Genomic DNA, 15,289 nt, shown 5'->3' with positions numbered 1-15,289 from the left:
GCGCTGCCCGACCTGGCCTGCGGCACCGGCAGCGTCACGCGCTGACTCGCCCACCTCCGGCCCGCGCCCCGTCGGCGTCGACCTGGCCGACGGGAGGCTGAGGGCCGCCGGGTCGCGCCCGGGTGGGGCCGTGGCGCGGGGCGACGCGTGCCGACTGCCGTTCGCCGACGGCACGTTCGACGTGGTCACCGCGGTCTGGCCGCTCCGCCTCCGCGACGACGCGGAGCCGGTCGTCGTGGAGGCACGCCGCTGCCGTTCCGGGCGGCGCCCATCGGTCAGGGGCTGTCCGGCGGATCGTGCCGGGGCCGCGGGGTCGTCCACGCCGGTCTGCGGCGTTGTCGCCGGTTGCCGACTTCCCCGGCGTCGGACCGCGCTGCGACCGGCTCCTGAAGAGCTGGGGGGAACGGAGTGCACCAGACTCCGCTCAGCGGCACCGATCGGCACGGTCGGCCGAGTCCGGCCTGGCCGGCCGGACCGTCCCTGACCCGGCCGCGACATGGTCGACGGACCGGGCGGGCCCGTCCTGGGGGCCCGCCCGGCCCGTCTTGCACAGAGCCGCTGAAGGCGGGGCGTTACTCCAGCAGCTCCGCGTACGCGCCCATGGCGAGCGCGACGTCCGCCTGGGCCCAGAACCGGTGATAGGTGAAGGTCGGAGCCGCGCCGCCGGCCAAGTAGTCGGCGATCTTCGACCAGTTGGGGTCGTTCTTGTAGAAGGAGCGCAGCGAGATGAAGGTCGACGAGGAGTCGATCTTGTCGCCGTTCGGCATGGTGCCGGTCCAGCCGCTCGGCACGTAGACCGGGTCACCGAAGCGGCTGTAGTCGGTCCGCTTCTCGGGCACCGCGATGCCCAGCGAGTCCTGGTCGTTGGCCCACATGCCGTCGAGCAGCGCCTTCGCCGTCGACTTGGCCCGTGTGTCACCGGACTTGGCGCCGTAGTACGTCAGTGTCTTGGCGTACGCGGCGGCCACGCCCACGTCGTCCGTGTAGTCGGTCACCGTGACGTGGAGCCCCGTGTTGGCGCCGGGACTTGACGGGTTCCAGGTGTCCGGCGCGCCCGACCACGACAGGGTCGAGGGGATGCGGAACGTGCCGTCCGGGTTGATGGTCGTCTGGGACAGTGCCCAGCCGACCCACTTGTCGAGGAGTGCCTTCGCGTCGGCGTTCCCCGTCTGGTGGTAGTACTCGGCGACCCGCTCCATCGTCCACGCCTGGAAGCCGAACCACTGGTTGGACGGCGGGTCGTGGTAGACGGGCGCCTCGTCGTAGTACATGCCGTAGAAGGTCGGCGTGCCGGCCGGGGGCTGGGCGTAACGGCCCTTCCAGCTGTTGGTCGCGCCGCCCGCGATGGCGCCCTCGTCGGACTGGAGCCAGCGGTAGAACTCCAGCTGTCGGCCGAGCGACTTCGCCCAGTCCGCCTGCCCGGTCGCCGACTTGGGCTTCAGGTCGGCGTACGAGGACAGCGCGTACGCGGCGAGCGGGTTCTGGTAGCCGCTGTGCACATGGCTCGACCCGATCCGCCAGGACCAGCCCGCCGAGGTGTCGGTGGCGCCGCCCCACGCGTAGTACCAGGACAGCAGGTAGTGCGAGGCGTCCTTGCCGGTACCGGCCGCGCAGGTCGCCGGGCCCACGCAATCGCCGATCTTCTTGAAGTACTTGTCGTACATCGCGTACCGCAGGTAGTCGCCCATCTTCGCCGCCTTGGCGACCGTGGCCGACACGGCGGAGCCCTTGCCCTGCTGTTTGGCCCAGGTGTCCGCCCAGTACGCGGCCTGCACGGCCCGCGCGTCGGCGTCCGGGGCGTCCGTGAACTTCCACTGCTTCGCGTACGAGGAGTCACCGGTGAACAGGTCCAAGTATCCGTTGGGGCCACCGTACTTGAACTTGTCACAGGTCGGCTGCGGGATCGTCTCCCACACCGATTCCTGCGGGCCGCGCTGGAACGTGTTGATGTAGGACGGCCCAGCGGCGGTCGGGCCCGCCTCGCAGCTGCCCGGCGCGTTGCCGTAGCCGTAGATGTTGTCGGTGTCCTCCAGCCAGTGCATGCCGTACACGTCGTCCGTGCCGTAGGCGCTCTTCAGCTCGGCCGCCAGCGGGTCGGAGCCGACCGTGACCGACGTGTCGAGCTTCGCCGGGTACTGGGACGGCAGATCCTCCTCGGGAGCGTACGTCGCCGGTTTCGAGGGGTTGTAGAACGAGTTCGTCGGCTGGTCCGCGTGCGTGGGGATCATGTACTTCTCCATGAGGTCCCACGCGCCGTTGAACTTCGACCAGTCGCCGCTGACCTTCCCGTACATGGCCTGGAGCCACAGCAGGTAGCTGTACGTCTCCGAGGTCGTCTCGTGGCCGTAGTCGGGCGCCTCGACCATCAGTGTCTCCACCGAGTGGTACGGAATGCCCTGCGGCGAGAAGTAGCCGTTGGCGGGGTCGGTGATCTTGCCGTAGAGGGAGAGGAACCGGGCGTCGTACGCCTTGGTGGCGGCCAGCTCCGTGACGGTGACCGTGGCCTTGGTCTGTCCGGGGGCCGTGGCCGTGAAGGTGGCGGCGCCGGTGCCGGAGGAGTCGGCGGCCACCGTCACCGTCTGCGCCGTGTCCCAGTTCGACGGAGTGAACGTGAGGCTCGAACCGTCCGACACCGTCAGCCCCGTGTTGCCTCCGGTGCGGGCCACAAGGACCGTCACATCGGCCGCGGGCTGCGTCGAGAGCTTCACGCCGAACGTGCCCGACTTGCCTTGCTGTACGGCGAGTTCGGAGGGGCTGGCGACCACGGCGGGGCCCGCGGCGACGGTGACCCCGACCGGGGTCGACTCGCCGGACGCGCCGTCGCTGTCGTACGCCTTGGCGTAGAGGGAGTGCGTCCCGGTCGCCAGGGCGTTGGTGTCGAGCGTGAACGGCGCGGAGGTGTCGGTGCCCAGCAGGGTCGTGTCGTCGTAGAACTCGACCTTCTCGATACTCGCCCCGTCGGCGGCCGCCGCGGTCGCCGCCAGCGGCACCGTGTCACCGGCCGTGTAGACCGCCCCGGCCTTGGGACTGGTGAGCACCGTGACCGGGGGCTGATGGGCGCCCGCGCAGGAGGTGCCGTTGATCGCGAAATCCGTGGGCGTTGAATTCGAGCCACTGTAGGTGAATTGGGCGCCGGCCGTGGTGGCGGCGCCCGCTGCGATCTTCGCGTTGTAGTCGAGGCTTTTCGCGGTGATGGTCTTTCCGGATTGCGACCAGGTCGCATTCCAGCCGTTCGTCAGTTTCTGGTCACCGCCGTAGTCGTAGGTGAGGGTCCAGCCGTCGATCTCCGCGCTGCCGCGGTTGGTGATCGTCAGATTCGCCGTGAAGCCGGTGCCCCAGTCGTTGGTCGTGTAGTCGACGCTGCACTGGACGCCCGCCGCGTGAGCGGTGGTCGGCAGTGCTGTCAGAGTGGCGAGCGGTAGTGCCAGGATGGCCGCCAGCACGGTCCACAGCCGCCTGGCGGGTCTCTTGGACATGCCCTGGTTCCTCCTTGCGGGTGAGTCAACATGTGAACCAGTGGGAGCGCTCCCAGAGTGCGAGCGGGGTAATTGTTGGTCAAGAGACTTGAAGAGTCGAATTAATTCGACAGTAGAAAATCGGAACGCCTCTGTTGCTTGTCGTCGACTCCTTCCCTACAGTCCACTCACACCAGTGGGAGCGATTCCATCAGTCGGCGCACCGGCCCCCCGCCGGTCGCGCCCGAGCTGTGAGGAGTCGCTCATGCGACACCCCCCGCACCTTGCGAAACCCGCTCTGCTCACGGCGTGCGCCGTCTCAGCGGCCGCGCTCTTCCCCCTGGCCGCCGACGCGCTCGCGTCCACGTCCGCGTCGGCGGCCACCGCCGCCTGCTCGGTGCAGTACACGGTCTCCTCGCAGTGGGACGGAGGCTTCCAGGGAGCCGTGAAGCTCACCAACAACGGTGCCCCGACGGACAGGTGGCGACTGACCTTCGACTTCGCCGACGGCCAGAAGGTCACGCAGGGCTGGTCCGCCACATGGACCCAGTCCGGCACCACGGTCACCGCGGCCGGCGAGTCGTGGAACGGCGCGCTCGCCACCGGCGCCAGCGTGTCCGCCGGCTTCATCGCCTCGTGGTCCGGCGCCAACACCGTGCCCACCTCGTTCGAGCTCAACGGGGCGGCCTGCGCGGTCAACGGCACCGATCCCACCCCCACGCCGACCAGCCCGCCGCCGGGCACCGGAGGCGGCACCGCTCCGGCCCTGAAGGTGTCCGGAAACCAACTGGTCGACGCCGCGACCGGCACCGCGCACCGCATCCTCGGCGTGAACCGCTCCGGCGGCGAGTTCATGTGCGTCCAGGGCTACGGCTTCTTCGACGGTCCCGTCGACGACGCCTCGGTCCAGGCCATCGCCGACTGGAAGGCCAACGCGGTCCGCATCCCCCTCAACGAGGAGTGCTGGCTCGGCCTGGACAACGTCAAACCCGCCTACGCGGGCGCCAACTACCAGGCGGCCGTCAAGGACCTGGTGAGCAAGGTCGAGGCGCACGGCATGACCCCCATCCTCGACCTGCACTGGTCCCACGGCCAGTACACCGGCAACTCGGCGGGCTGCTCCGACGTCCACGCCACCTGTCAGAAACCCATGCCCGACGCCCAGTACGCGCCGTCCTTCTGGTCGTCGGTCGCCACCGCCTACAAGGACGATCCCGCCGTCGCCTTCGACCTCTTCAACGAGCCGTACCCCGACCGTGCCACCTCCGACGCGGCCGATGCCTGGACCTGTTGGCGCGACGGCGGCACGTGCCCCGGCATCGGCTACCAGGTCGCCGGCATGCAGGACCTCGTGGACGCCGTGCGCGGCGCCGGCGCCCGCAACCTGATCCTCGCGGGCGGCCTCGCCTACTCCAACGACCTGAGCCAGTGGCTCGCCCACGAGCCGGACGACCCGGCCGGCAATCTCGCCGCGGCGTTCCACGTCTACAACTTCAACTCCTGCGCCGACGCGAGCTGCTGGAACAGCCAGGTCGCCCCTGTCGCCGCCCAAGTGCCGGTCGTGGCCGGGGAGATCGGCGAGAACACCTGCTCGCACGGGTTCATCGACCAGGTCATGAAGTGGTTCGACGACCGGCACCTGTCGTACCTCGGCTGGACCTGGAACACCTGGGACTGCTCCTCGGGGCCGTCCCTGATCACCGACTACGACGGCACGCCCACGGCCTACGGAGCCGGGCTCCGCGACCATCTGCGCGCCCTGAACGGCTGAGCCGAACCACCCGGCTTTCGCCCTCCCGACCGCCCGACCGCCCGACCGCCCGACCGCCCGACCGACCGGATACCGGAAGACAATCCCACAGAAAGGGACGCCCCACACCATGAGCCGCATCAGAACAAGAGCCGGAACCGCCGCCTTCGCGGCCCTCGCCCTCACCGGCGCCGCCTGCGTCGGCACCGCGGCCGCGATGCCCGCCGACATGACGCCCGCCGCGACGGCCTGCAGCGTCGACTACACCATTCAGAACCAGTGGGACGGCGGCTTCACCACCGCCGTCACCATCACCAACAACAGCGCCGCGCTGAGCGGCTGGAACCTCACCTGGTCCTTCTCCGGCGACCAGAAGGTGTCCAGCGGCTGGAACGCCCAGATCTCCCAGTCCGGCGCCGACGTCACCGCTGAGAACGAGACGTACAACGCCGCCCTCGCCACCGGCGGCACGGTCTCCTTCGGCTTCAACGGCACGTTCAGCGGCACCAACACCGTGCCCGCCACGTTCAAGCTGAACGGCGTCACCTGCAACGAGGACACCACGCCCCCGCCGGGCGGTGGCGGCGGCTCGACGGGTTCCGGCACACGCGTCGACAACCCGTACGAGGGCGCCAAGGTCTACGTCAACCCGGAGTGGTCGGCCCACGCCGCCGCCGAGCCGGGCGGCGACCGCGTGTCGAACGAGCCGACCGGCGTCTGGCTCGACCGCATCGCCGCGATCAACGGCGCGGACGGCAAGATGGGTCTGCGCGACCACCTCGACGCCGCCCTCCAACAGGGCGCCGACCTGGTCCAGTTGGTCATCTACGACCTGCCGGGACGGGACTGCGCCGCCCTCGCCTCCAACGGCGAACTCGGCCCCGACGATATCGGCAAGTACGAGAGCGACTTCATCGACCCGATCGCCTCGATCCTCTCCGACAGCAAGTACGCCAACCTGCGGATCGTCACCACCGTCGAGCTCGACTCACTGCCCAACCTCGTCACCAACACCGGCAGCAGGGCGACCGCCACCGCCGCGTGCGACACCATGAAGGCCAACGGCAACTACATCAAGGGCGTCGGATACGCGCTGCACAAGCTCGGCGCGATCCCCAACGTCTACAACTACGTGGACGCCGGTCACCACGGCTGGCTCGGCTGGGACAACAACTTCGACGCGTCCGCCCAGGTGTTCAAGCAGGCCGCGACCGCCGAAGGCGCCACCGTCGACGACGTCCAGGGCTTCATCACCAACACCGCCAACTACAGCGCCCTGAAGGAGAACAACTTCTCCATCGACGACACCGTCAACGGCACGTCGGTGCGCCAGTCCAAGTGGATCGACTGGAACCGCTACACCGACGAACTCTCCTACGCCCAGGCCATGCGGAAGGAACTGGTCTCGGTCGGCTTCAACAGCGACATCGGCATGCTCATCGACACCTCCCGCAACGGCTGGGGCGGCGCCGCCCGGCCCACCGGCCCCGGCCCGACCACCAGCGTGGACGCGTACGTGGACGGCGGCCGCTACGACCGGCGCATCGACATCGGCAACTGGTGCAACCAGGCCGGCGCCGGACTCGGCGAACGCCCGCAGGCATCGCCCGCCGCGGGCATCGACGCGTACGTGTGGATGAAGCCGCCGGGCGAGTCCGACGGCGCCAGCAAGGCCATCGCCAACGACGAGGGCAAGGGCTTCGACCGCATGTGCGACCCGACGTACACCGGGAACGTGCGCAACAACAACCACATGTCAGGGGCCCTTCCCGACGCCCCGCTGGCCGGGCACTGGTTCTCCGCCCAGTTCCAGCAGCTGATGAAGAACGCCTACCCGCCGCTGTCATAGAAGCGGTGTGATCCGCCGGGGCCGGGGAGATCCGGGGCGTCGCCCCGCCCCGGGCCCCGGCGGACCCCGTACGGCCGCTCCCCGCGCACCCGGTTCTCCGCCCGGCCTTGCGAAACCGGCAACGTGGCTTGCCCCTGACCGGCCCGCCGCCCACCCTGGAGGAAATCCCGAACCGGGCACGGAAGGCGGCGAACACGCACATGGCAGCACAGGGCCACCACCACCATCACCACGGGAACAGCCACGGACAGGGACACGACCACGGCGGGACCCGGATGGACTGGGCCGAGATGATCCCGATGCTGGAGCGGGGCGCCGAGGTCTACGCGCCCATGTACCGCGACGCGATGGACTGGCTGCGCGCGTCGCGGGACGGCGGTACGGGGGGCGGCACCGGTCTGATCGTCGACGCGGGCGCCGGGCCCGGCGCCGTCACCGGGCTGCTCGCCGAGGCGTTCGGGCAGGCGCGGATCGTCGCCGCCGACCCGGAGGAGGCACTGCTCGCGCGGGCCGCCGAGCGGGCCGGGGCCGCCGGGCTCGGCGACCGGGTGAGCACGCTGCGCGTCGAACTCCCGGACGCCGTGGAAGCCTTGCCGTCCGCCGACCTGATCTGGGCGGCGCGCTCGCTGCACCACGTCGGCGACCAGGCTGCCGCCGTCGCGGCGCTCGCCGGGCGGCTCGCCCCCGGCGGCACCCTCGCGCTCGTCGAGGGCGGGCTTCCGGCACGGTGCCTGCCGCGTGACTTCGGGATGGGCAGGCCCGGACTCCAGGCGCGGCTCGACGCGCTGGAGGAGGACTGGTTCGCCCGGATGCGGGCCGACCTGCCGGGCGCCAGGCACGACACGGAGAACTGGGCGAAGCTGCTCACCGGAGCGGGCCTGGCGCGGGCGCGCAGCCGCACGTTCCTGCTCGACCTCCCGGCGCCCCTGGACGCGCCGGCCCGCGAACACGTGGTCGAGCTGTGGCACAAGCGCCGCGAGGTGATGGAGCTGACCGGCGAGGACGCCGCCGTGGTGGACCGGCTGCTCGACCCCGACGACCCGGAGAGCCTGCACCGGCGCGACGACCTGTTCCTGCTGGTGGCCCACACGGTGCACACGGCCGTCAAGGACGAGTGACCGGCCCGCGTCGGATCACCGCTCAGGCCACGTCGAACGTCGCCGGGTCCGGGCCGAGGCGGCGGTTCTCGTTGAGCGCGCTGATCGCGCCCAGGTCCTCGGCGTCGAGTTCGAAGCTGAACACGTCGATGTTCTCCTCGATGCGCGACGGCGTCACGGACTTCGGGATCGCCACATTGCCCTGCTGCACGTGCCAGCGCAGCACGATCTGCGCCGGGGTGCGGCCGTGCTTCTGGGCGATGGCCACGATCGCGGGCACTTCGAGGAGCCCCTTGCCCTGGCCGAGCGGTGACCACGCCTCCGTGGCGATGCCCAACTCGGCGTGCTTCTCGCGGGAGGCCCGCTGCTGCAGGTGCGGGTGGAGCTCGATCTGGTTGACAGCCGGGATCACCGAGGTCTCCTCGGTCAGCCGGTCCAGGTGCTCGGGCAGGAAGTTGGAGACACCGATGGCCCTGGCGCGGCCGTCCGCGTGAATCTTCTCGAAGGCCCTGTACGTCTCCACGTACAGGTTCCTGGACGGCAGCGGCCAGTGGATGAGGTACAGGTCCACGTGGTCGAGGCCGAGCTTGTCGAGCGAGGCGTCGAAGGCCCGCAGCGTCGCGTCGTAGCCCTGGTCCGCGTTCCACAGTTTGGTGGTGACGAAGAGCTCCTCGCGGGGCAGGCCGCAGGCGGCGATGGCCCTGCCGGTGCCCTCTTCGTTGCCGTAGACCGCGGCGGTGTCGATGCTCCGGTAACCGGCCTGAAGCGCCGTCGTCACGGCCCTCTCGGCCTCGTCGTCCGGCACCTGCCACACGCCGAATCCGAGCTGCGGCATCTCCATGCCGTTGTTCAGGATGATCGGGGGAACCTTGCTCACGAGGTGATGTTCCTTCAGTCGTCCGGTTGGTACTCCCATGGTCAACGATGCCGGGCACATGCGCATTCCTGACGCACGTCGCCGGCTCAGGACCGGTACAGCGCCTCGACCTCGGCCGCGTACGCCGTCTCGATCGCCTTCCGCTTGAGCTTGAGGGACGGGGTGAGCAGGCCGTGCTCCTCGGAGAACTGGTGGGCGAGTATGCGGAACGTACGAATGGATTCCGCCTGTGAGACAAGTGTGTTGGCGGCCACGACCGCGCGGCGCACCTCCGTCTCCAGGTCCGGGTCGCGCACCAGTTCGGCGGGGGTCATCAGGGCCTTGCCGCGCATGCCGAGCCAGTGCTCGACGGCCTCGGAGTCGAGGGTGACCAGGGCCGCGATGTAGGGGCGGTCGTTGCCGACGACGATGCACTGGGCGACGAGCGGGTGGTCGCGGACGCGTTCCTCCAGTTGCTGCGGCGCGACGCTCTTGCCGCCGGAGGTCACCAGAATCTCCTTCTTGCGCCCGGTGATGGTGAGGTAGCCGTCCTCGTCGAGGGAGCCGAGGTCGCCGGTGGCCAGCCAGCCGTCGTGGAGGGCCGCGTCGGTGGCCTTCGGGTCGTTGAGGTACCCCTGGAAAACGTTGCTACCGTAGAGCCAGACCTCGCCGTCGTCCGCGATGTGCACCGTGGTGCCCGGAATGGCGCGGCCCACCGTGCCGTAGCGGGTCTGCTCGGGCGGGTTGGCGGTGGCGGCGGCGGTCGACTCGGTCAGGCCGTACCCCTCGTAGACGGTGACGCCGGCCCCGGCGAAGAACAGGCCGAGCCGCCGGTCCATGCCGCTGCCGCCCGACATCGCGTGCCGGACCCTGCCGCCCATCGCGTCGCGCACCTTGGAGTAGACGAGCTTGTCGAAGACCGAGTGCTGCATGCGCAGCGAGGCGGACGGTCCCGGTCCTGTGCCGAATGCCTTGGCCTCCTGCGCGTCCGCGTACCGCACCGCGCACTCCACGGCCTTCTCGAACGGGCCGGACTTGCCGTCCTTCTCCGCCTTGCGGCGGGCCGCGTTGAAGACCTTCTCGAAGATGTACGGGACGGCGAGGATGAACGTCGGCCGGAACGCCTGGAGGTCCGGTATCAGGGCGGTCGCGTTCAGCTGTGGCTGGTGGGCGAGTTTGACCCTGCCGCGGATCGTCGCGACCTCCACCATCCGGCCGAAGACGTGCGCGAGCGGCAGGAACAGCAGGGTGGAGGGCACGCGGTCACGTTTGGAGGAGAACACGGGCTCCCAGCGGGCGACCATCGTGTCGGCCTCGAACATGAAGTTGCCGTGCGAGATGACACAGCCCTTGGGGCGGCCGGTCGTGCCCGACGTATAGATGATCGTGGCGGTGGAGTCGGGGGTGACCGCGCGGCGGTGCCGGTGCACCGTCTCGTCGTCGACCTGGCGGCCGGCCGCGGTGACCTCGGCGACGGCGCCGCCGTCCAGCTGCCACAGCCGCCTGAGCTGCGGCAGCCGGTTGATCACCGTGGCGATGGTCATGGCGTGGTCCTCGTGCTCGACCACCGCCGCCGACACCTCGGCGTCGTAGAGCATCCAGAAGACCTGCTCGGCCGACGACGTCGGATAGATCGGCACCACCTGCGCGCCGATGGTCCACAGCGCGAAGTCGAACAGGGTCCATTCGTAGCGGGTACGGGACATGATGGCGACCCGGTCGCCGAATCTGATGCCTTCCGCGAGCAGGCCCTTGGCCAGGGCGAGAACCTCGTCTCGGAAGTCGGCTGAGGTCACGTCGCGCCACTGCCCCTGGCTGTCCTTGCGGCCGAGAGCGATGTGCGACGGGTCCTCCAGAGCATGGTCGAACACAGCGTCGGCCAGGCCGCCCACCGGCGGCGCCGACGCCATGGGGGGGTGGGTGAACTCGCGCAAAGTTGCTCCTCGTGGCGCTCCGCACAGCGTCGGTGACGGTACCGGACCGCACGCCCCGGCGGGAGGGGGTCGCCCTCATCGTGGGTGTGCGGTACACATGCGGAATATGCACTGGTCAGCCGAGAAAATGCGGCCACAAGGGAAGCGCCGGGACAGATTACTTACGCTCCAGTAAGTTTCGGTGGCGTAATCTCCCGGGCGCCTTCACGGGCCTCCACCGAATCTGTGCGAAGAGGTCACCTTCGCACAGCGGTCATTTCTTTGGGCGGAGTGGTCAGTTCCGGAACGGGCGTCTTGGGGGACCGTACCAGGCAGAACACCAGAAGACCTGCGACGAGCGCCACACAACGGGCGAGAATCGAAGCGGAGTTGAGACGAGGGTCAACGCCCCGCGCGACGAGGCCGTCGGCCCCGCTGCCTGCCCGCGCGGGTCCGCTGCCGACGGGTCTACCGCAGCTGATCCCCACCCGCCAAGATCGCCTCCGCGAGGACCCGCGCGGGACCCTGCCCCGCGGCTCCCCGCAGCACGAAGTCGACCTCCCCCAGCTCCGGCAGCCCGGCCCGCTCCGGTACCCGTACGAGCCCCGGTGGGACGAGGCCGCGGGAGTGGGCCATCACGCCCAGGCCCGCCCGCGCCGCGGCGATCAGCCCGTTCAGGGAGCCGCTGGTGCAGGCGATCCGCCACGCTCGCCCGTGCCGCTCCAGCGCGTCGAGGGCAAGGGCCCTGGAGATCCCCGGCGGCGGATACACGATCAGCGGCACCGGCCGCTCCGGATCGATCCGCAGCCGCTCCGAGCCGATCCACACCAGCCGGTCGTGCCACACCGGCTCGCCGCGCGGATCCTGCGGTCGCCGCTTGGCGAGCACCAGGTCGAGGTCGCCCGCGTCGAGCATCTCGTGCAGCGTCCCGGACAGTTCGACGGTCAGTTCCAGATCGACCTCCGGGTGCCCGACCCGGAACGCCTCCAGGATCTCCGGCAGCCGGGTGAGCACGAAGTCCTCGGACGCCCCGAACCGCAGCCGCCCGCGCAATCGCGTCCCCGCGAAGAACGCCGTCGCCTGCTCGTGGACATCGAGGATGCGGCGCGCGAACCCGAGCATCGCCTCGCCGTCCTCGGTCAGCTCCACCGAGTGCGTGTCCCGGGTGAACAGTGTCCGCCCGGCCGCGTCCTCCAGGCGCCGCACATGCTGGCTGACCGTGGACTGCCGCACCCCCAGGCGCCGCGCGGCCCGCGTGAAGCTCAGCGTCTGCGCGACGGCGAGAAACGTCCTCAGCTGTGCGGGCTCGTACATGATCCCGACTCTAGACCCGCCCATCACGAGAGGCGATCACAGTCAGAACGGTATGCAGGATTCCCGATCACGGTGCGGGGGTGGACGATGGGGAGGGCACGACCCGACCCGAGAGCAAGGAACCGATGAAACGCCTGAGCCGGCCGACGTGGCTGCCGATCGACCCGTACATCCTGGCGTTGCTCGGGACCGTGGGCCTCGCCGCCCTCCTCCCGGCGCGCGGCACCGCCGCGGACATCTCCTCCGGCGCCTCGACGGGGGCCGTCGCCGTGCTCTTCTTCCTCTACGGCGCGCGCCTTTCGACCCGTGAGGCGGTGGACGGGCTGCGCCACTGGCGGCTCCACGTCACGGTCCTGGCCAGTACGTTCGTAGTCTTCCCGCTGCTGGGTCTGGCGGCGCGTGGGCTCGTGCCCGTGCTGCTGCCGAAGAACCTCTACGAGGGTCTGCTCTTCCTCACGCTCGTCCCCTCCACCATCCAGTCGTCGATCGCGTTCACGTCCATCGCGCGGGGCAACGTCCCGGCGGCGATCTGCGCGGGTTCGTTCTCCTCGCTCGCCGGAATCGTCCTCACGCCGTTGCTCGCGGCCGCGCTGCTGGGCAGCGGTGGCGGCTTCTCGGCGGACTCGCTCGTCAAGATCGTGCTGCAACTGCTCGTGCCGTTCCTCGCGGGGCAGTTCCTGCGCCGCTGGATCGGCGGCTTCATCGCCCGGCACAAGAAGGTGCTCGGGTACGTGGACCGCGGCTCGATCCTGCTCGTCGTGTACACGGCCTTCAGCGAGGGCATGGTCCAGGGCATCTGGCACCAGGTGAGCGCGGTCCGCCTGGCCGGACTGCTGGCCGTCGAGGCGGTGCTGCTCGCCGTGATGCTGGTCGCGACCTGGTACGGCGCCAAGGCGCTCGGTTTCGGCCGCGAGGACCGGATCGCCGTCCAGTTCGCCGGGTCCAAGAAGTCACTCGCCTCCGGTCTGCCGATGGCGAGCGTCCTGTTCGGCGCGCACGCCTCGCTCGCGGTGCTGCCGCTCATGCTCTTCCACCAGATGCAGCTGATGGTGTGCGCGGTCATCGCCAAGCGGCGCTCCCGCGACCCGCAGGAGCCGCCCGCCGGCCTGTCCGCCGCGGCCTCCCGCCCACCAGGTCCGCCGGCAGCCACGGGACCGGCTTCGGCCGTCCCGGGCAGGTGACCCCGCCCTGAGCGGTCGGGCCACGCCCGTCAGGGGGTCATGACCACCTTTCCGAGATTGGCCCGCCGCTCGATCACGGCATGTGCCCGCGCCGCTTCCTCAAGGGCGAAGACCTCGTGCACCACCGGTTTCAGGGCCCCCGTCAGGAACAGGTCCCACAGTTCCGTGCGCCACTTCTCGTACGTCTCGGGCGCGCCGCGAGCGATGAGCGCCATCTGGAACCCGATCACCGACTTCGCGCCGACCAGCAGGTCGTACGCCTCCACGGTGCCGCCGCCCGAGCTGTACGCCACGAGCCGACCGTGCGGGGCGAGGGCTCTGACGGCGGGCGTGAGCAGCTCGCCGCCGACCGCGTCCAGCACGTAGTCCGCCGGTTCGCCCCAGGACTCCTGGTCGTACGTCACCACGGCGTCGGCCCCCAGGCCGCGCAGGAAGGCGTCCTTGGTGGGGTCGGAGACCGCGGCCACGACCCGTCCCGCGCCCTGCCGCCGGGCCAGTTGCAGGGCGAGATGGCCCACGCCGCTCGCCGCGGCCGTCACCAGCGCCGTTTCGCCCGGCTGTGGCCGCGCCGCCCGCAGCGCCCCGTACGCGACGAGCCCGCTGCGCACCAGCGCCACCGCGTCGACCGCGCTCGCCCCGTCCGGAACGGGCGAGGCCATGGCGGTGGGCAGCACGGCGAAGTCGGCGTAGCCGTGGCCGAAGGTCAGGCCCGTGACCCGGTCGCCGACGGCGTACCCACCGACACCCTCGCCGAGCGCGGTCACCTCGCCCGCGATCTCGCCGCCGAGCGCGATCGGCTCGCGGGCCTCGCGGACCTTGCGGACCACGGGCAGGGTGACGCCGATCGCCTCGGTGCGGACGAGCAGGTCGCCCGGCCCCGGCTCGGGGGTCGGGGCTTCCTCCAGGAACAGCACCTCGGGGCCGCCGCCTCGTTCGTACCGGACACGACGCACGGGCGTCACCGCCTTTCGGCTCGTCGGCTCGGCGGGACCGGGCCTGCGGTCATTGGGGGCACCAACGATAGGTGTATTTCATTGGGAGGTCCAACGGACTTGGCTATCCTGGCCGCATGGACACGCCGCCCACCGCCCCCAGCACCATCCGCGACCTGCCCAGCTGGCTCCTCGGACGAGCCGCCGCCCGTGGCCGCGCCCTCGTCGCCGCCGCCCTCGCCGAGCACGGCCTGAAGATGTGGCACCACGTCGTCCTCAGCGCCGTCGTCGACCGTCAGCCCGTCGCCCAGGCCGACCTCGTACGCGGCGTCGGGCTCGACCCCAAGGACATGGTCGGCGTCCTCAACGACCTGCAGGCCGCCGGTCTCGTCGAGCGCACCCCCGACCCCCGCGACCGCCGCAAGAACGCCGTCACCGCCACCGGAACCGGCGCCCGGCTCGTCGAGACCTGCGCCCGGGTCTCGCGCGCCGCCAACGACGAACTGCTCGCGCCGCTCACCGCCGCCGAACGCGACCAGTTCCTCGACATGCTGCGCCGCGTCTCGGGCGTCGCCGCCGAAGCGCGGTGATGTGGCGCGGCTGCGAGCGGGATGCGCCGTCCGGCCGTCCGCCCGGCCGCGCCTCTGGCCGCCGACCCGGTCTTCCTGCTCTCCCCGGTCCGCTCCGGCTCCACGCCCTGCGCGCCCTGCTCAACAGCGCGGCCGTCGCGGAGTCCCTCACCGCGCGCCGCACCACGCCGACGAGTCGACTCGGACCCGGCCATGCTCGACTACGGCGCCCGCTGCGCGGGACTTGCCGCCGATGCTGCGCGAACTCGCCGGGCGGTGGGGGTACACGGGCCTTTGAAGCGGTGGGCGTGCACGGGCCTCTGAGCGGCATGCGGGGCCCGGCCGACGCGGGGGGCGCGCCCCCCGCGTCGGC

General features: G+C 70.7%; 11 protein-coding genes. 6 read left to right on the top strand and 5 right to left on the bottom strand.

Features of this window, described 5'->3' with window-relative positions:
• Positions 1 to 484: class I SAM-dependent methyltransferase (locus tag OFY01_RS32535; RefSeq protein WP_407700298.1), on the top strand; the 484-nt coding region annotated here is incomplete at its 5' end.
• Between the two features lie 88 nt (positions 485 to 572).
• Here the strand turns inward: OFY01_RS32535 and OFY01_RS07855 are convergent.
• Positions 573 to 3,476, bottom strand: a complete 2,904-nt coding sequence (locus OFY01_RS07855; RefSeq protein ID WP_266597680.1) for a glycoside hydrolase family 48 protein — start codon at positions 3,474 to 3,476, stop codon at positions 573 to 575.
• Positions 3,477 to 3,720: 244 nt separating this feature from the next.
• On the opposite strand from OFY01_RS07855, the gene OFY01_RS07850 reads away from it, so the two are divergent.
• The 3 genes from OFY01_RS07850 (at position 3,721) to OFY01_RS07840 (ending at position 8,172) form a co-directional block, all read left to right on the top strand.
• Positions 3,721 to 5,226: a cellulase family glycosylhydrolase gene (locus OFY01_RS07850; RefSeq protein WP_266597677.1), complete on the top strand. Its 1,506-nt coding sequence runs from the start codon at positions 3,721 to 3,723 to the stop codon at positions 5,224 to 5,226.
• A gap of 109 nt (positions 5,227 to 5,335) precedes the next feature.
• A complete protein-coding gene (locus OFY01_RS07845; protein WP_323135488.1) occupies positions 5,336 to 7,054 on the top strand; it encodes a glycoside hydrolase family 6 protein in 1,719 nt (572 codons plus the stop codon).
• Positions 7,055 to 7,254: 200 nt separating this feature from the next.
• Positions 7,255 to 8,172 carry a class I SAM-dependent methyltransferase gene (locus OFY01_RS07840; RefSeq protein WP_266597675.1) on the top strand — a complete coding sequence of 306 codons (918 nt, stop codon included), beginning with the start codon at positions 7,255 to 7,257 and terminating at the stop codon, positions 8,170 to 8,172.
• A gap of 22 nt (positions 8,173 to 8,194) precedes the next feature.
• Here the strand turns inward: OFY01_RS07840 and OFY01_RS07835 are convergent, their stop codons facing one another.
• The 3 genes from OFY01_RS07835 to OFY01_RS07825 all read right to left on the bottom strand — a co-directional run bounded on the left by OFY01_RS07835 (position 8,195) and on the right by OFY01_RS07825 (position 12,234).
• Positions 8,195 to 9,067: an aldo/keto reductase gene (locus OFY01_RS07835; protein ID WP_323135487.1), complete on the bottom strand. Its 873-nt coding sequence runs from the start codon at positions 9,065 to 9,067 to the stop codon at positions 8,195 to 8,197.
• A gap of 47 nt (positions 9,068 to 9,114) precedes the next feature.
• Positions 9,115 to 10,941 carry an AMP-dependent synthetase/ligase gene (locus OFY01_RS07830; protein ID WP_266597673.1) on the bottom strand — a complete coding sequence of 609 codons (1,827 nt, stop codon included), beginning with the start codon at positions 10,939 to 10,941 and terminating at the stop codon, positions 9,115 to 9,117.
• A 447-nt stretch (positions 10,942 to 11,388) separates the two neighbouring features.
• Positions 11,389 to 12,234, bottom strand: coding sequence for a LysR substrate-binding domain-containing protein (locus OFY01_RS07825; protein WP_266597671.1), 846 nt, complete (start codon positions 12,232 to 12,234; stop codon positions 11,389 to 11,391).
• A 125-nt stretch (positions 12,235 to 12,359) separates the two neighbouring features.
• On the opposite strand from OFY01_RS07825, the gene OFY01_RS07820 reads away from it, so the two are divergent.
• On the top strand, positions 12,360 to 13,415 hold the full coding sequence (locus OFY01_RS07820) for a bile acid:sodium symporter family protein (protein WP_266597669.1): 1,056 nt from the start codon (positions 12,360 to 12,362) through the stop codon (positions 13,413 to 13,415).
• Between the two features lie 29 nt (positions 13,416 to 13,444).
• Here the strand turns inward: OFY01_RS07820 and OFY01_RS07815 are convergent, their stop codons facing one another.
• On the bottom strand, positions 13,445 to 14,368 hold the full coding sequence (locus OFY01_RS07815; protein ID WP_266597668.1) for a quinone oxidoreductase family protein: 924 nt from the start codon (positions 14,366 to 14,368) through the stop codon (positions 13,445 to 13,447).
• A gap of 116 nt (positions 14,369 to 14,484) precedes the next feature.
• Here OFY01_RS07815 and OFY01_RS07810 point away from each other — a divergent pair, with 116 nt between their 5' ends.
• Entirely contained in the window at positions 14,485 to 14,937 is a 453-nt protein-coding gene (locus tag OFY01_RS07810) for a MarR family winged helix-turn-helix transcriptional regulator (protein ID WP_266597667.1), read from the top strand.
• The last annotated feature ends 352 nt before the right edge of the window (positions 14,938 to 15,289 follow it).

The organism is Streptomyces beihaiensis, assembly GCF_026274175.1.
GTDB lineage: Bacteria > Actinomycetota > Actinomycetes > Streptomycetales > Streptomycetaceae > Streptomyces > Streptomyces beihaiensis.
This window is presented reverse-complemented; position numbering and strand designations above follow the sequence as displayed.